The 17,375-nt window shown below is 67.9% G+C and carries 12 protein-coding genes and 2 pseudogenes; 9 read left to right on the forward strand and 5 right to left on the reverse strand.

Going from position 1 to position 17,375, the window contains the following annotated elements; all coding sequences use genetic code 11:
- The first annotated feature begins 30 nt into the window (after positions 1-30).
- Entirely contained in the window at positions 31-1,365 is a 1,335-nt protein-coding gene (locus tag FBY22_RS20010) for a hypothetical protein (protein ID WP_260845015.1), read from the forward strand.
- A gap of 25 nt (positions 1,366-1,390) precedes the next feature.
- Here FBY22_RS20010 and FBY22_RS20015 read toward each other — a convergent pair whose 3' ends face one another.
- The gene (locus FBY22_RS20015) at positions 1,391-1,672 is read right to left on the reverse strand and encodes a hypothetical protein (RefSeq protein ID WP_142147893.1); all 282 of its coding nucleotides are present in this window, start codon (positions 1,670-1,672) and stop codon (positions 1,391-1,393) included.
- A gap of 12 nt (positions 1,673-1,684) precedes the next feature.
- Here FBY22_RS20015 and FBY22_RS20020 point away from each other — a divergent pair, with 12 nt between their 5' ends.
- The 3 genes from FBY22_RS20020 to FBY22_RS20030 all read left to right on the forward strand — a co-directional run bounded on the left by FBY22_RS20020 (position 1,685) and on the right by FBY22_RS20030 (position 3,570).
- Positions 1,685-2,263 (forward strand): Ku protein, encoded by a 579-nt coding sequence (locus FBY22_RS20020; protein WP_142147895.1) that lies wholly within the window; start codon positions 1,685-1,687, stop codon positions 2,261-2,263.
- An 84-nt stretch (positions 2,264-2,347) separates the two neighbouring features.
- Entirely contained in the window at positions 2,348-2,536 is a 189-nt protein-coding gene (locus tag FBY22_RS20025; protein WP_142147897.1) for a hypothetical protein, read from the forward strand.
- A 17-nt stretch (positions 2,537-2,553) separates the two neighbouring features.
- The gene (locus FBY22_RS20030; protein WP_142147899.1) at positions 2,554-3,570 is read left to right on the forward strand and encodes an ATP-dependent DNA ligase; all 1,017 of its coding nucleotides are present in this window, start codon (positions 2,554-2,556) and stop codon (positions 3,568-3,570) included.
- A gap of 598 nt (positions 3,571-4,168) precedes the next feature.
- Here FBY22_RS20030 and FBY22_RS20035 read toward each other — a convergent pair.
- Complete coding sequence (locus FBY22_RS20035) at positions 4,169-5,053, reverse strand: Ku protein (protein ID WP_142147901.1); 885 nt, start codon at positions 5,051-5,053, stop codon at positions 4,169-4,171.
- A gap of 151 nt (positions 5,054-5,204) precedes the next feature.
- Positions 5,205-6,446: an IS701 family transposase gene (locus FBY22_RS20045; protein ID WP_142152409.1), complete on the reverse strand. Its 1,242-nt coding sequence runs from the start codon at positions 6,444-6,446 to the stop codon at positions 5,205-5,207.
- 228 nt (positions 6,447-6,674) lie between these two features.
- Between FBY22_RS20045 and FBY22_RS20050 the strand changes: the two genes are divergently transcribed.
- The 5 genes and pseudogenes from FBY22_RS20050 to FBY22_RS20070 all read left to right on the forward strand — a co-directional run bounded on the left by FBY22_RS20050 (position 6,675) and on the right by FBY22_RS20070 (position 13,533).
- Positions 6,675-6,887 (forward strand): hypothetical protein, encoded by a 213-nt coding sequence (locus tag FBY22_RS20050; RefSeq protein ID WP_142147903.1) that lies wholly within the window; start codon positions 6,675-6,677, stop codon positions 6,885-6,887.
- A gap of 341 nt (positions 6,888-7,228) precedes the next feature.
- Complete coding sequence (locus tag FBY22_RS20055; RefSeq protein ID WP_142147905.1) at positions 7,229-8,956, forward strand: aldehyde dehydrogenase family protein; 1,728 nt, start codon at positions 7,229-7,231, stop codon at positions 8,954-8,956.
- 960 nt (positions 8,957-9,916) lie between these two features.
- A pseudogene (locus FBY22_RS20060) lies at positions 9,917-10,612 on the forward strand (DUF6891 domain-containing protein); the annotation flags it as partial.
- Between the two features lie 58 nt (positions 10,613-10,670).
- Positions 10,671-11,657 carry an IS481 family transposase gene (locus FBY22_RS20065; RefSeq protein WP_142147907.1) on the forward strand — a complete coding sequence of 329 codons (987 nt, stop codon included), beginning with the start codon at positions 10,671-10,673 and terminating at the stop codon, positions 11,655-11,657.
- A gap of 319 nt (positions 11,658-11,976) precedes the next feature.
- Positions 11,977-13,533: a DUF1109 domain-containing protein gene (locus FBY22_RS20070; RefSeq protein WP_142147909.1), complete on the forward strand. Its 1,557-nt coding sequence runs from the start codon at positions 11,977-11,979 to the stop codon at positions 13,531-13,533.
- A 206-nt stretch (positions 13,534-13,739) separates the two neighbouring features.
- Here FBY22_RS20070 and FBY22_RS45195 read toward each other — a convergent pair whose 3' ends face one another.
- Both FBY22_RS45195 and FBY22_RS20085 read right to left on the reverse strand, forming a co-directional pair.
- Positions 13,740-14,684 (reverse strand): hypothetical protein, encoded by a 945-nt coding sequence (locus FBY22_RS45195; RefSeq protein WP_260845017.1) that lies wholly within the window; start codon positions 14,682-14,684, stop codon positions 13,740-13,742.
- 1,660 nt (positions 14,685-16,344) lie between these two features.
- Positions 16,345-17,258: pseudogene (locus tag FBY22_RS20085) on the reverse strand (IS3 family transposase); the annotation flags it as partial.
- Positions 17,259-17,375 lie beyond the last annotated feature (117 nt).

Here is a 17,375-nt window from a genome sequence, read left to right on the forward strand (position 1 = left end):
GGCGGGTTGCCCACACAGGAGGTCATACCCGTGGCAGAGATCCGCTCGCTGGAGGAGCTGCAGGAACCGGACAGGACAGCGCTTTGCTTCAGCCCGTTCGGACTGGGCCCTGCAATGCCGGCCGAGAAAGCAGCCGAGTTCCTGCAACGGCTGGTCGCGGACTGCGCGCTGGCTCCGGACGTGGCGGAGGGAACACGCCGGGAGTTCGATCGGCTCCAGCGCCTTTTCGCCTACGGTCTGCTCGACTACGACGTCTTCACCGTGGTCGACGACCGCGCCTTGCTGGTGATGGAGCAGGCACTGCGCGAGCGGTTCGTCCAGTGGTGCGCCGGGACGATCACGTTCGAGGAAGCCAACGGTTTGCAGTCGCCAGTAGTTCAGGACGTGCGCACCTACGACGACGTGTTCGCCGCGGTGAAGAAGGCGGGCAGGAGGAGCCGGCGGAGACCGCGGCAGCAGCCCTCGCCGCAGTGGCGGTTGAAGGTCGGCACCACGCTGATCGACTTCAACGGCATGCTGGCCGGGCTGCGGACCTGGGCGCGGGCGGCCGGTCTGCTGCGTGGTCAGCGCACACGTGGCATCGAGCATGCGAAGTCGAAGCTGCGCGATGCTGTGGCCCACCCGACCGGTTACCACCGCACGATGCCCGTGGAGGCGGCACGAACCCTGCATGACCTGGCAGAGTTCATCAATCAGTTGTGGGGACACCCGACCCCTGGCGGGCGCCTGTACCCCGCCCCGGTGGAACGCCACATCGTCGTCATGGCGTGGAACGACGAGGGAAGCGTCGAGATGGCCCATGCCGATGCCCTGCGCGGGGATTCCGATGCCGACGGATACCACTACATCCTGATCCGCAGCGCTTCTGGCCCCGGAAGCCGGTACGAGGACGGGTACTGGTCGGCGTTCGACGCCCGGTTCGAGACCACACAGTTCCCTGCGGACTACCTTTGGGGGCCCGGGAGCCGCCGTGATGCCCTGGCCTGGCTCGATGCAGAGCAGCCGAAGGGGGACACCGTCGACTACGTCGACCGCGTCTTCATGCTCCGCGAGCACGACGGCCAGGTGTACGCGCCGATGCACCCGGAAGTGGCCGCGGGGCTCACCGCGGAAGAGCAACGCGGTACCTGGCACACGGTGCGGGCCGACTTCCCCGAACACGCCTTCGCCCATGTACGCGGTCTCAGCGATGGTCCCGGGCACGCCCGGACCGGCGACTGCAGAAACTGCGCTGCTCATCACCTCGGCAGCGGCAGCCACGAACAGGCCTTGCGGGCCGCCGAAGACACCATCGGTGTAGTCACGCCCCGGAGGCCGCCCGCCGTTCGCATCCCTGACTCGTTCTTCTGGCCACACAGATTCTGAGCTCACGGAAAGCTGATGGGAGGGTTCATCGGTCGACGCCCCTCATACAGCGCACCTTGCACTGCGACCAGGCGTAGGTGGAGGGGCGGCTCCCGGCCCAGGGCGCAGAGTGCCGGGGCCGCCCGCTGGGCGGCGGCCGAAGTAGTTCGCCGAGCTGGTCGAGGCGTTCCTGCAGCGGGCGGGGGCGCCGGTCGGTGCCGGTGATGGCGAGGCAGTCGAAGACCAGGTACACGATCGGTGGCCCGCCGCCGCGGTCGCGACCGCGGCGGCGGGCCAGCGCGGTGAAGTCGAGGCCGTCGCCGACCACGGCGCACAGCTCTTGACGGGCATCGCCACGTTCGTGATGCGCGGCAAGCAGTACCTGGTCGCGTTGCGCGCGCAGGAACAGGTGCTGGTGCTGCACACCCTGCACTGGGCGGATGAGGTCCGCGACCCGCATCAGGAGCTGCCGGTGCTGCCCGGCCGCGAGGACGCCAAGGGCAAGGAGATGGATACCGCCCGGCAGCTGATCGGCGCCCTGTCCATGGACTGGAATCCGAAGGACTACCGCGACACGTACGAAGAGCGGGTCAAGGAGCTGGTCGACGCCAAGGCCAAGGGCAAGGAGATCGTCAGCGAGGAAGCCCCGCCCGAGGCCACCAACGTCATCGACCTGATGGAAGCCCTCCAGCGCAGCGTTGAACAGACCCGCAGCTCCCACGGCACGAAGCAGGAAACGAGTGGATCGAGCGCGGCAGGCAGCCGGGGCACCGGGAAGCGCGAGTTGCGGCAGCTGAGCAAGACGGAGCTGTACCGGCGGGCCACGGAGCAGGACATTCCGGTCCGGTCCAAGATGAGTCACGACGAACTGGTCGACGCCCTCGCTCGGGCCGGGCGCCGCAAGAAGACAGCCGCATAGCGGCCGGCCGAACCGGACCACACAGGCCACCCGCCTGGTGGTGCTCAGATCGCGCCTCGCCCGGCCGCGTCGTAGACAGATGACATGAACGCTGATGCCAAGGGCCAGATCTACCACCCGGGCGAAGTCGTGCCGCAGTCCGGGATCTACGAGTGCGACTGCGGGCAGTCGCACGAGTACAGCACGGACGTCAAAGGGCACCGCTTTCCTCCGCTGCAGGACGGATGCAGCGGCAGTGGCTGGAAGCTGAAGACGGCCGCCCAGCCAGGCTGAATGCCGGAGGCACGCGAATGGTGCTCCACCCGCCGGTGGAGCCGATGCTGGCGCGGGCCCGCGACGACCTGCCTCCCGCCGGTGCGCTCCCCGGCGACCTGGTGTTCCAACCGAAGTGGGACGGGTACCGAGCGCTCCTGTTCACCCCCAGCCCAGCACCCGGGCCTGTGCTCCTGCAGACACGACGGGGCAGCCTCATCGCATCCCGCTTCCCGGACCTGGTACGGGCGGCCTCGCACCTGCCCGATGGCTTGGTACTCGACGGCGAGCTGGTCATCTGGGACGGCGATCAGCTGTCCTTCGAGAGTCTGCAGCGGCGCGTGGCCTCCACCGGCCGCAACACCGCCCGGCTCGCCGAGGAACTGCCGGCGCACTTCGTCGCGTTCGACATTCTGCAGGTTCATGGGCAGGAACTGCTGCAGGCGCCTTACGGCGAACGCCGCACCCGCCTGGAGGCCCTCTTCGCCGAACAGCACCTCACCAACCCGTTCATGCTCTGCCCCGAGACAACAGACGTCGCCCGCGCACAGGACTGGTTCACCAACTGGACCGCCCTACCGGGCATCGAAGGCCTCGTCATCCGCGGCAGCCAGCAGCGCTACCAGCCGGGCGCCCGCGCGCTCATCAAAGTCCGCCGCCGCAACACCACCGAGGCCATCGTCGGCGCCATCACCGGCACACCAGACCACCCCCGAACGCTCCTGCTGGGGCGCCTGGACCACGTAGGAATCCTGCGGCACGTCGGCCGAAGCACGCCGGTGCGGCCCGACACCGCCCGGCAGCTGGCCGAACATCTGACGCCGGCAGCCCCAGGACACGCATGGGAAGGCGTCCGCTTCACCGCCTCCTGGGGATCACGCACTGCGCTCGACGTCGTCCTGGTCGAGCCCGACCTGGTCGCGGAAGTCGTCGTCGACACCGCACAAGAGCGCGGAACGTGGCGGCACCCGATCCGCCTCGCCCGGCTGCGCCTGGACGTCACCACCGCGGACGTGCCGCACTTCGGCGCGGGCGCCACACCCGCCGCAGGGTAGGCCCGCGCGGAACCCGAGTTCCTCCATCATCCGCTGGATCACGGACCATCCTCGCCGAGCCGCGGACAACGGATATGCGTGGCCCCTGTCCATGACTTCACCTCGTAGCGGGTCTGCCCGCCCGGGCCAGTGGTCCTCGGCAGGAAGGTGCCTCGCGGTGACGGGGCGCACGACGTCGACGGAACGGGCGTACGGGCACGTCCTGGCGGGCCATGGTGTCCAGTGCAGAGAAGGCTTCGCAGCGGGTGTGACGCGCGGGAGCGGAAGAGGAAATCCTCCGGTTGGGTGTGCGTGGCCGGGACGGTCGTGGGGTGTCGTCGCTGTGGCGGTTGGTGGGGCAGGATGGCCCTGTGGGAACATGGCGCGTCACGCTGCAGTTCAGGCCCGGCGGCCCGGCAGCGGAGGGCATCTGGACCGACCGCGCGGTGGCGTTGGAGAAGTTCGAGGGTTGGTTGGGCACGCACGGCAGCCGCGACGGGGTGAGCATCGTCTTGCTCGCGGAGTTCGACGGCGTGTGCGAACCGCTCCGCACGTGGACGAAGGAGCGGGGCGAGGTCGTCCATCGGGCCCGGCGAGGCTGCTTTCGCGGTGGGCGGCATCAGGCGCTGCGGGGCTTGCGGCCGGCCGTCTTCTTCGCAGTCTTCTTGGCAGTGGCCGTCTTCTTTGCGGTGCTCGATGCCGTCTTCTTGGCCGGCGTTTTTTTCGCAGTCTTCTTGGCCGAGCTCTTGTTCGCCTTCGCCAGATCGTGGACGTCGGCGTCGGTGCTCTCGCCGCGTGAGGACCGTAGCTTTTGCACCGACTCCTGCAGGGCCGCCATCAGATCCAGCACCTTGCCCGGCTGTTCTTCCGTCTCCGAGGCCTCGGGGAGCGGCTGGTGCTCGCGTTTGGCCTCGATCACCTTGGCCAAAGCGTCGGTGTAGGTGTCGCGGAACTCCCCATCCTCCAGGTCTTCGCGCGTCATCGTGTCCATCAGCGCCAGCGCGCCCTGGATCTCGTCCTCGTCCACCTCGACCGAAGGTGGGACGATCTCCGCGGGGTCTCTGATCTCGTCCGGCCACCGCATCGCGTGCAGGACCAGGGCGTCCTCACGCACGCGCAGCAGACCCAGACGCTCCCGCCCGCTCCATGCGTACTTGGCGACGGCCACCTTGCTGGATCGGCCGAGCGCCTGGACCAGCAGCTTGTAGGGTTTGGTCGCCACTGTGCCGTCGGGTGTCAGGTGGTAGCCCTCGCCGATCTGGATCGGGTCGATCGACTCCAGCGGCACAAATGCGGCGATCTCGATCGCCTTCGCCGTGGGCAGTGGCAGGTTGCTCAGCTCCTGGTCACTGATCGGGACGACCTGGTCTTTGGCGTACTCGTAGCCCTTGCCGATCTCCGCGTTCCCGACCTCACGGTCCTCCAGCTCACAGAACGGCCCATGTTCTCTGGGGGTTCCGGGTCCGTGGTGTGACGTCGTACGGCACCTCCTCGTTGAAGTCATAGGACAGGTTCTCTGGGTGTGTGGCTCTGCGGTGGATCGTTGCGATCGACTCGGCACTAGTACTCCAGTGAGAGTTCGTGTCCTGAGCTGCGTTTTCGGTAGTGGCAGCGGCGGGCGGTGGCTTGGTGGTGTCTGCGCCAGTGGGACCAGTTCAGTGCGTGATCTCGTGGATGACCGCGAGGTCGGGGGCGGGTCCAGAGAATGTCCAGGAGCCTTCGGATCTCTGCCACGGTGAGTGCGGTGATGGTGCTGGTGGGGTCGTTTCTGCGGCCCCCTTTGCGGCCTCGTCGGCGGCGAGGCCGGCAAGGAAGGCGTGGGCCAGCATGGCGAGGGTGATGTGCCGGTACCAGCCCGTGTAGCGGCGGACTTCGTACTCGTCCAGGCCGCATTCGTTCTTCGCGGCCTGGAAGCATTCCTCGATCGACCAGCGCATCCCGGCCACCCTGGCCAGATCCGCAACCGTGCAGGTCATGGGCGCGTAGGCGAAGTAGTAGGCAATCTCCTGTGTCCGTGTCAGGCTGCGGCGGGCCAGCACCCACCGGTGATGGGTGGGCTCGTCGCCGTCGAAGAAGCTGATCGCCGGCAGCCTGGCACTGGCCCAGTCATAGATCCGCGGGCCCTTGGCGCCCATGCCGCAGGAGATCCGTTGCCAGGCATCCTCGGGTGCTTCGCTGATGAGCTGGTCGATCCGCCAGAACCCTGCCAGGCTCTTGACCTGCTGCGACTTGGGAACAGCGACGACGTATCCGACACCGAGTTCCTCGAGCAGGCGGCGGAACTTCCACTCCTGACCGTAGGCCTCGTCCGCGGTTACCCACTCTGCCGGCAGGCCCGCGGCCAGCGTGCGGGTGACCATCACCTTCGCCAACTCGCCCTTGGTCGCGAAGGCCCGTTCATCCGGGATCTTCGCTGCCCGGCACCGCTCACGGTCGGCTGTCCAGGCCCTGGGCAGATACAACTCCCGGTCCACCAGGGCCCGTCCGCGGCCGGTGGCATAGGCGGCGAACACTCCGATCTGACAGTTGTCGATCTTCCCCGAGGTGCCGGTGTACTGCCGGCCCACCCCCGCGGACGTGCTGCCCTTCTTGACGAACCCGGTGTCGTCGATGATCAGCACACCACCCGGGCCGAGCTTCTGCCCGACGTAGTCCCGCACATCGTCACGGACCTCATCCGCCTCCCAGCGGGCTCCTGCCAGCAGGTGCTGCATTCCGGCGGGATCACGGTGACCTGCCCATTCGGCCAGCTGCCAGCTGTTCTTCCGGGCCACCGGAGCCAGCAGACCCCGCACATACCCCCGCATCCGCCACCGCAGATCCACCCGCGAAAACCGACCGGCAACCCGCCCGAACAACGACTCCAGCTCCGCCGCCCACACCTCGGCATCGACCATCCCCACCATGCCCTGACAACGACACACACCAGCTCAGGACACGAACTCTCACTGGAGTACTAGGCATGCCAGAGATCAGGTGTGGTGGCTGTCACCCGCTACATCCTGGACTCAGCCGCCCCGGGACACGCCGCGTCTCGCCCACTTCACCCCGCAGTGTGCGGGAGCCACAGCCGCGGCCTGCGCACACTCGCATCCAGGCCGGGATCAGTGCGAGTCGGAGCCCGGGTGGCACGGCCCGCACTTCGCGGCGTCGTCCAGGCCGGCGCGGCCGCGCAGCGGGGCGTTGCCGACGAGGAGCTTGCCCATGAGGCGTCCGTTTGGCTCATCGAGATCAAGGTCCTGGTCCTGGGCGAGCAGGGCGACAGCGACCCCGACTGCCCCAGCGGTCCCTCCACGATGATCTACTGGGCGATGGCCACAAAATGTCCCGCGAGCTGACCGGAGGATTCACACCAAGGGCAAGTCGGCACAGATCACGCAGCTATACCGATCTGAACGCTGATCAGATGCTCTCCAGATGGGCTTTTGTGACTGACGCGAGGCGACGTCGATCAAACGTTCGCTGTAGCCGCTGTCAGCCCGCGACGGCGACGCGCGCGACCAGGCCGGTGAGAGGGGGCCCAGCGCGCTGGCGGAAGGTTGCGAGTTTTCAGGATCCACGCCAGGTGAATTTTTGTTTTCATCTACCCCTTGACACCACCCCGCGCTCACCCCGAGTATCGGGGCCTGTCAGACAGGCAGACAGCCAGTCAGCCCGCGTCATCGGAGAGGCAGGGCCCATGCACCCTGGACCGTACGAGCGGCACCTGGGACTGCTTCGAGAGATCACCTGCGCCGCGGCGATCGGTGACTGCCGCAGGCCCTTTACTGAGTCGACCGGTCAGGAAGCCTCCGACGCGGGCATGCGAACGGTCCGCACCGCGACAAAGGTCTTCAGCTCGCTCCTGGGACGGCCTTTCGACCTCGACCAGCCCGGCCAGTCGGGATGGGTGGTCACCGAGTCCTCCCCCTTCGGCATTCTCATGGACGTCGGTTACCCGCGCTGTGATCCGGCGGCCGTCGTCGCGGCAGCCGTGCGGGCGACGGCCGGCTGGCGAGCCGCCGGTCTCCGCGAGCGCGCGGGCGTGGCCGTGGAGATACTGCGCCGCCTCAACACCCGCAGCCACGAGCTTGCCCTCGCTGTGCACCACACCACCGGTCTGCCACTCGAGGCCGCGTTCCGCGCCGCCGGGCCCCCCGCCCAGGACCGCGCGCTCCAGACCGTCGCCCAGACCTTCGCCGAGTGCGCGCGCGTCCCCGAGGAGACGCGCGCGGAAAGCTCCCGCCGACGCAGGCAACCACTGACCATCCGGGCTACCTCCACCCTGGTGCCGCAGGGGGTGTCGCTGCTTATCGGCTGCCCCGACCACCCCTTGTGGAACGGCTATCCAGGGATGTTCGCCAGTCTGGTGACCGGTAACCCCGTCATCGTGGGCCCCCACCCGAGGGCCGTGCTCCCCTTGGCGATCACCGTGCGTATCGCCCGTGAGGTGTTGACGGAGGCCGGCCACGATCCGGACATCGTGACCCTGGCCGTGGCCCAGCCCGGCGAACACCTCCACCGCAGGCTCGCGACAGACCCAGCGGTTCGCATCGTCGACTTCACCGGCTCCGCGCGCTTCGCCGACTGGCTCGAGCAACACGCCCGCCAGGCCACGGTGTTCGCCCACCGGGCAGGGCCGAACACCGTATTCGTGGACTCCACGGAGGACTACCGGGGACTGGTGCGCGGCCTCGCGGGTGCTCTCTGCCTGAGCAGTGGCACGGTCCGTACCACGCCGCAGAACATCATGGTGGCGGCCACGGGCATCGCGACCGATGAGGGGCCCAAGAGCCTACGCGACCTCGGCGCCGACCTGCGCGAGGCCCTGGACCGGCTGCTCGGGCATCCGGCACGCGCGGCGCGCCTGCTGAGTGCGATCGCCGGCGACGAAGTGAGAGCCGGGCTGGCGGAGGCCGCGCGGCACGGAAGGGTCCTGCACCCGTCCCAGCGACTGCACCATCCGAACCATCCCGCCGCCGATCTGCGTACCCCGCTGCTGGTGCGGCTGGCGGCACGGGACGAGCACATCTACTCCCGGGGATGGCCGGGTCCGGCCGCGTTCCTCGTGGACACCGACTCCATCTCGCACAGTCTGACGTTGTTCCGACGCGGCGCTCGCGCCCACGGAGCCCTGTTCGCCGCGGTCCACTCCACCAATCCACTGGTGCTGGCAGCCACCGAGGCGGCAGCCCTGGACGTCGGCGTGCACCTGGTGCAGAACCTCAGTGACGAGCTCCCGGCCGACCCGTCCTCAGCCATCACGGACCTCCCCGCCGCGGGCGCCCACTTCATCACCGGGCGATTCCGGGTAGCCCGCTCCTGGCAACACGTCGCCGCCACCAGCTGCGAGCCCGCATCGGTCGGCGCGACAGATTGGTGCACCGCGGCGCATGCCGAGTTCGCGGCTGGTCTGGTCGATGTCTGACCGGGCACCAGGCCTCCGCCTCTGTGGTACCACTGGAGGTCTCTCTCGCCGGGACGACCACAGCTGACTGGCCGTCAAACGGGCTCCGCAGACGCGCAGAAGTCACAGTCGTCCCCGGCCACAGAGAGCGAAGCGGGGCGCAGTACGCCGAGAGGGAGGCGCGAGTCCTGCTGGGGACCGGACCGAATCCGTTGGGGAACTGGTTGGTCAAGTGGTTGCACAAGTCCTACAGCAGGCTGAGCCATCCCGCGCCGGCCAGCGGCGGCACCTCTGCAGTCTGAGGCCGCCCACAGGCACAGGACAAAACCCCCGCAGGGCACACGCCTACGCAGGCGATCATCGCCTACATCCCGCGGCCGAAGCCCTCACCGCCGCCGCCACATCGCAGCCACAACCGGTGGCTGACCGCGTCCTGCAGGCCGGCCTCGATGCCAAGTCGATCGGCGACGCCCTCACCGGCTCGGAGCCCGCGCCCGCCTCGACAGCGATCGGGAATCCCTCCGAAAGGGGGCCCTGGGTCGCCTCTACCTGGTCCGCGCGCTCTCGACGATCTCCCGGCACGTTGCGCTCAGCGGCCCGCCGGATCCACGCCTACACACACGTCACTCCCGTGTACGAGGGTTTCCGGCTCACCGCCTCGGCCCACGACCGGTCCTGGTCGGCCACACCGTGGTGAGCGACCGGCCTCTGATTGGGAGGGTGTCAGGCCGGCGCCCACCTCCTGCGGCGAGCAATCGGGGGCCCCGTCGATATGGGTGACGCGACCTTCTCGACGTCGTGCTCCGCCGGGAGGGCCTGCGGCGGAGCGCTTCGTGGGTGTGTCCGGTCGCGGCCCCAGGGACTGTCGTCAAACCTCGGCCAACGACCGTCCAGTATTAGGACTGGTCGAGCTGTCGCAGCAGCAGTTGCGTCGCGGGTCCCGGGAGGTCTGCAGTGAGAGGGGTATGTCAGAGTCTGCGCATGCTCGAGATCGTGGTGAAGACGGAGAACTGGGAGCGGCATGTCCGTGTGTCCGCCGAGGAGCTGGCAGGGCTGGTCCGGCGGATCGGTGGTGACGGTGACCGGTTCCTGGTGGTCCAGCGGATACCCGACCTGCCTGACGTCTTCGCCCAGGTGTGGCACAAGACCGGTGGTGACTACACGCTGGAGTACCGCGACGGTGCCGCTGACCGGCAGTTCCAGGTGATCGTCGACGGGCCCGAGGTCGTGATTGCGACGATTGCCGGCTGGGCACACCAGGAGGCCGGATGGGACAGTGGTCTGGCTTGGTCGTTGCTGGACATGGGCCCCGCCCGCGAGGTGCCGCCGCTCGACCTCGGCGAAAACGAGCGCAAGGAGTTGGAGAAGTGCGTCCGTGAGGTGCTGGTTGGCGGCTACGCCTCTCGCGCCGAACTGGCCGAACTCGCTGAGGAGTATTTGGTCACCAATGACCGCCGGCCCGTCTCGCCCGAGCAGGCACAAGCGTTGGCCGACCGACTGTGGCTGGAGCGGGTCGCGGAGCAGGCCAAGTGGCAGGGCGAGACGGACCCTGAGCGGCTGACCCGCGCTTTCACCGCCCTGCAGGATGCCGGTATCACGGCCCGAGAGAACTTCACCTGTTGCCGTAACTGCGGCCAGTCCGAGATCGGCGGGGAAGGCGCCCCCGACGCCCGCGGCTTATAAAACTGCCGGACGTTGTTGACACCTGGGTCTCCGCCCACTACGGAGACCTGACATGCCTCCTTCCGTCAGACAGCAGCAGGACCGCCAGGCCCAACGGCGCCTGGCGGTCCTGCGCCACGCCGAGGAAGTCACCGGAAACGTCTCACTGACCTGCCGGTACTACGGGATCAGCCGGAACTGCTTCTACAAGTGGCAGCGCCGCTACCAAGAAGAAGGCCTCGAAGGGCTACGCGACCGCTCCAGCAGGCCCCACCACAGCCCGCACGCCACCCATGCCGACATCGTCAACGAGATCGTCTACCTGCGGAGGAACTACCACTTCGGCCCGATGAAGATCAAGATGTACCTCAAGCGGTACCACGACATCGACATCGCCTGCTCCGCCGTCTACCGCATCCTCAAGAAGCTGGGCATGAACCGGCTGCCCGCCTCCCAGCGTTACAAGCGCCACGACAAGCGCTACACCCGCTACGAGAAGCAACTGCCCGGCAACCGGGTCCAGATCGACGTCAAGTTCATCGAACCGATCGGCGTCCCAGCCGAGCCCGCCTCCCCGTCGCCGGTCACCGGCAAGCCCCCGAAGGTGCGGCGCCGGGCCAAGTACTACCAGTTCACGGCGATCGACGACTGCACGCGGCTGCGGGTGCTGCGCATCTACCCGCGGTGCGACCAGAAGACCGCCATCCAGTTCCTCGACCACGTCCTGGAGCGTCTGCCGTTCCGCGTCGAAGTGATCCAGACTGACAACGGCGCTGAGTTCCAGTCCGCCTTTCACTGGCAGGTGCTGGACAAGGGCATCGCCCACACCTACATCAAACCGGCGTCCCCGCACCTCAATGGCAAGGTCGAACGATCCCACCGCATCGACGCCGAGGAGTTCTACCGCATGCTCGCCGGCATCGTCATCGACGACACCGGCGTCTTCAACGACAAACTCCGCGAATGGGAGGACTACTACAACTACCATCGCCCGCACGGTGCCCTCGGCGGACAAACCCCCTACGAACGCCTCAAGCAAAAGACCCAGACCCCGGTGTAACCCAGCTCCGGCAGATGCACACCTAGCGCGAAGCGGATACCGCTACGGACATCCGTGAGGTGGGGTGGGTCGAAGGCGAGATCCTGTACGGCCGAGCTTCGTTCGAGTTCAACCGGTCCCGCATCCTCACCCAGCCATGAGATTCATGGGTCAGGGCTGGATGTTCTTCAGGTCCTCCAGAGGCTTGGGTGCGTCTGCCGGGTGTAGGCGCTGGACCAGGGCTGGTCGCTCGCGAAGATCTGGCCTGTCGGCTCCTCACCATTGGCCGTACACTGCCAATTCATAAGCAAGCGGGCTGTATTGACGGGGGGAGCCCACCATGTCTGGGGATTTCTACGGCCAGAACAGATTCGTACCGCCCATGCCGTCGAGTCCTCCGCCCGCGCCGCCGGACGCAGGGCGGGCCGTCGCCGTCGCCCTGCTCAACCTCAGCGGTCTGGGCCTGGGTTACGCGCTGATGCGCCGCTGGGTCCTGGCCGCCGTGTGCTGGGCGGCGACCGTCGTCCTGCTGCTGATGGCGCTGCCTGCGGACGCCGACGGCGTGCCCGGGCTCGCGCTCGGCCTGTACGTCGTGTTCCTGGTGCTGACCGCCGTTCACGGCGCCGTCGTCGCACTGCGCACGCGCCTGGCCTGGCCTGGACGGTCGCCGATCGCGATCCTGCTGGGCGTGGCGCTGCTCGCCGTACCGGTGGGCGGGTCCGTGCTGTACGACAACGCCCGCCAGGAGGCCATCGAGCAGGCCCTCCTCGACCGGCTCCAGAAGGCCGACGACCTGGTGACGGCGGCCGGCCGGGACTCGTTCGGCAGCGGCAAGTCCGACTACAGGTCGGCGCTCGAGACCTACCGGAACCTCGCGGTCCACCACTCGGGCTCCCGCGCGGCGGCCGAGGTCCCCGACCGGATGAGGACCTACTACGCGACGGTGGGCGCGGCCTACGGCCACAAGAACTACTGCGACGCCGTCGCACCGCTCGAGTACCTGCGCACGGTGCCCGACACCATGCCCAAGGACGCCATCGGCTCTCTGCGCACATGGCCCGACGACCGGCTTGCCACCTCGCTGTACGAGTGCGGTTCGCAGCGGATGTCCGGTGGCGACTCGGACTGGGTCACGCAGTACGGCAACCTGCTGGACACCTTCCCCGACTCCGAGCCGGCCACGAAGGTCGCCCCCGCGGTGAGTGCGGCCGTCGACGCCACCGCCAAGGAGGTACACGGCGACGACCCGTGCGCCGCCGTCTCCCAGCTGCGCGAGCTGAAGACCCAGATCGGCGACCTGTCCGGCAGCGCGGGCGAGCAGTCGAGCGACCTCGACAAGGACGCCGACCGGGCGGGCGCGAGGGCTGACGCCGGTGACTACGACTGCGGCGTCCACCAGTACAAGCACGGCGACTTCGATGAGGCCCAGCAGACCCTCACCGACTTCGCCTCCGCTCACAAGCACGACAAGAACCGGGCCCGCGCCCAGAAGATCGCCATAGCCGCCGAGATCGCCCAGACCATCCCGGCCGCCGGCAAGAAGCTGCCCACCACCGCCTCCGGCGGCGGCATCTCGGTGACGGTGAAGAACGACAGCCCCGACGACATCACCGTCCTCTACACCGGCCCCGTCACCGGCAGTTTCACCCTCAAGGCTTGCGGCAGTTGCAAGGTCTACTCCTTCGCCGACACCATCACCCCCGGCTTCAAGCCCTGCTCCAGCGGCAAGAGCTACCCCCAGCGCACCATCAGCCTGCCAGCGGGCACCACCTACTTCGTCCACAAGCCCAAGAACCGCACCACCTCGTCGCCCGCCAAGGACACCGCCAAGATCAGCTCCGGCTACATCTACACCGAGTGCTCCTACACCACGCAGAGCCTCGGCAGCGGTCACTGACGGTCCGTTCCCGGCCGGTGGCGCCGAGCGTCACCGGCCGGGGCGAACCGCCGGGTGTGCCATGAGCATGTAGTGCCCTCCTTCATCACGGGTCACGGTGCGATCACGTGCAGATCCGCGAATACCCAGGGACCGGGGCTCCATGCGTCCGGTGTCCGAGGCCGGCCGTCGAGGTGGTGCTCGCCGGCCGGCCACCGCACCGGCGCTCAGTCCTTGGTCTGCTCCAGTGTGGACTTGGTGTCCGACTTCAGCCAGTCACGGACCTCGCTGAGATCCGGCGGGCTTGTGTCACTGTCGTACGTCGTGCGGTACTCGGTGAACTCCATGGTGTACGTCATCCAGCCGTCCCGGACGGCGAGAGTGGCATGGATGGATCCGCTGGTCGTGCCGCTGGTGGTGTCGTTGCTGACGAGATACGCCTCGTCACCGATGCCCTTGACGATCTCCACGTCGTAACCCGAGTGGCTCTTGCGGTAGTTCTTCCACAGAGCGGTGAACTCCGCCGCCGGATCGGTCTTCTTGTGCAGGTCCATCTGCATGGTGAGATAGGCGTCCCCGTAGCTGGACGGGGTCTTCTTCAGGCTCAGGCTGCAGTAACTCTCGTCCAGCGCGTCGGACTTGAGGGAGTTGCGGAGCGGCGAGGAGTCGTCATCCGGGTACTCGTCCTTGAACGACGAGTAGTCCGCGCCTGTGCACAGGTTCGAGGGGGTGCTGTAGCCGCGCAGATCGGCGCTGTCGCCCCGGCCGAGGAGGAACACGCCACCCGCCCATGCGGCGGAGGCGACCACCGCGCCGACGACCGCCCACAGCACGGCCCGCCCGGCGCCGCCACCGCCCCCCGGGGCCGCTGGGACGGGCACGGGGCCGTAGTAGGGCTGCGCGGCATACGGGTTGCCCGGCTGGGGCTGGGGCTGGGCCTGGGGCTGCGCAGGCTGGCCGACCAGGGTGGGCTGGGCGTAGAAGTTCGGCTGGGCCGGTGTGGGCGCGGGAGCCGGCGGTGGGTCGGATCCCGGCGCACCCGGAACCGCGGGCTGCGGATTCGGGGACTGCGGCTTGGGGTGCGGATACGCGCTCGGGGTCTCCGGCGTCTCCGGCGTCTCCGGGATGCCTGGCTGATCAGATGGCTGCGAAGCCTCGGGTGGCGTGGACATGATGTGAAGATAGTCGGCGATAGGCGTCAAGTCCCATGACATCCAGGATCGTTATGGCCTGGGGACGGCTCTGGTACGGCGCAGAGGGAACCGAACGAAGGAACCGCGTTAGTCCGGAACCACCCCCCGTCGACGTCCGTCCCGCCAACGAGGCGGACGTGTCCGCCGTCTACGACCTCGTCAAACATCGCGACCAGCACGGATCAACTTCCGTACGGAGCCGCAAACTCCGCAGGAGTGTTGGACGACTTCACCCGCCTGCGCGCCCGCTACCCCCGGCTGGTCGCCGAGGCGGACGGCCAGATCGCCGGCATCGTACGCCTTCCCCTGAAAGGCCCGGCGCGCCCACGACTGGACGGCCGAGGCCAGCCTCTACGTCTCCCACCGCCACCAGCGCCGGGGCCTGGCCCTGTACACGCATCTGCTGAAAACTCTGGAGGCGCAGGGCCTTCAAGAGCGTGATCGCTGTCATCGGCCTGCCCAACGACCCCAGCGTGCGCCTGCACAAGGCGCTCGGCTTCACCCCTTGCGACACCCTGCGGACGGCCGGCTTCAAGCACGGGGAGTGGCACGAGGTCGGCTTCTGGCAACGAGAGTTCACACTGCCGGCCCCGCCCCGCCCGGTGCGTCCCGTGGCGGATGCCGCCGCAGATTACGGCGTTGTGCCTGATCGCAAGGTCGGCTGTGGACCTCGCTGTCGGCCGGACGCAGGAAGCCACTGACAATGCCGGGTGGGCAGGACCCGTCGCGCTGACCGTGCGTGGTCTCAATTCTGGTCTCGATTGCAACCGGATCCGCTGGCGTCCAGAGCGGTACGGCAGCGTCGGAGCGAAGGGTTGACCAGGCGCGAAGTCGGCAGTCCATCCCGCAGACGACCTCGCCGACGTCGTCCTACAGAGCGATCAAGTCGCGCATCCCAATTGGCGGTCGAGTCGTCGCGGGCGGCCAGCCATGTTCTCTGAGCCATCCGATCGGCTCCTCCATGACAGCCATACCCGGAGCCCCTGGGCCCACCGATCTTACGAATGACCAGCAGAAACCCACGCTTGAAAGGTAGGGTTCCATAATCTTGGGAGCCTGTGCCTGTCAACTCCCGGATGATCGCCAAGCCGGCGGACTGTCAGGAACCGGACGCCCGTGCAGCAACGCTGAAGCCTCCCGTGAGCCCTGCTAGGGCAATCGCCTGAGCCACAACACGGCAAGGCCGTGAGAAACAGCCGACACAGGTAGTCCCGTGAAGAACGTAGCCTCGTACGCCCAGTCGGGCAGCGTGCGCATGAAGAACCCGAACGTGACGTCGCGAGTGACGAGAGAAGCTGCGAGGGCGGCGAACATCGCACCCGCTGACTGTCGGGTCCACCCTCCCGGCTTCGAGGCGACGCGGCGATCCGGGAGAGGAGCAAGAGGGTCTGCCACTCGTTACTTGTACCGGTCCCGATGCCACTCATCAATGGCGCCGGCCCAGGCCCGCACGCAGCAGGGCTTTGACCTCGTCGCACGATCACGAACCGGACATCCTGCGACTACGCCGAAGCCCCGCCCGGGGTTCTGGTCGAAGTTCTGGAGGAATTGCACGATGCGGCGTGCCGAGGCAGTCGCAGCCATTAACGGGACTGTAAGAGAGCACCGGGTCTGATGCAGGTTTGGGTGACAGGTTCGGTCACGCGGCCTTGAGGGCCGGTGTGGTCATTACGGTTTCGAATTCGATGGGGGTCAGCCGGCCGAGTGCGGCTTGTCTGCGGCGTCGGTGGTAGGTCCGCTCGATCCAGGTCACGATCGCGATCCGGAGTTCCTCGCGGGTGGTCCAGGTCCGGCGGTCGAGGACGTTCTTCTGCAGCAGGCTGAAGAAGGACTCCATGGCCGCGTTGTCGCCGGCCGCCCCGACTCTCCCTATCGAGCCGGCCATCCGGTGGCGGTCGAGTTCCCGGACGAATTTCCGGGAGCGGAACTGCGATCCACGGTCGCTGTGCAGGATGCATCCGTCGACCTGTTCGCGCCGGGCGACGGCGTTCTCCAGGGCGGTCACGGCCAGGCGGGACTTCATCCGTGCATCGATGGAGTAGCCCACGATCCTGTTGCTGAAGACGTCCTTGATCGCGCAGGCGTACAACTTGCCTTCTCCGGTGGCGTGTTCGGTGATGTCGGCGAGCCACAGCCGGTTCGGCCCGTCCGCGGTGAAGTCGCGGCGGACCAGGTCGTCGTGCACCGGTGGTCCGGCCTTCTTGACTCTCCCGCGCTTCTTGCCGAACACGCTCCACCAGCGGTTGTCCCGGCAGATCCGCCACGCGGTGCGGTCCGCCATCCGGGCCCCGGCACCACGGGCTTCATCGGCCAGGAAGCGGTAGCCGAACTCCGGGTCGTCACGGTGCGCGTCGAACAGCGCGTTCGCGCGATATGCCTCCTCCAGCATGGCATTGCTCATCGGTTGGTCCAGCCAGCGGTAGTAGGGCTGTCTGGCGAGCTTCAGCACCCGGCACGCAACCGTGACGGGCACCCCGTCCCCGGCCAGCTCCTTCACGAGCGGGTAGATCCTTTTCCCGGTAGATGCGCCTGTGACAGATAGGCCGCTGCCCGCAACACAGGCGTGGGACCGGCTGCACCCGCGGTTGACCCGCCGGGCCGCCTGGCTCGACCATGACGGCCCATCATCGAGGCTGCCGCCTGAACCGGCCCTGGCCCGGCCCGCTCCTG

Source organism: Streptomyces sp. SLBN-31 (assembly GCF_006715395.1).
Taxonomy (GTDB): domain Bacteria; phylum Actinomycetota; class Actinomycetes; order Streptomycetales; family Streptomycetaceae; genus Streptomyces.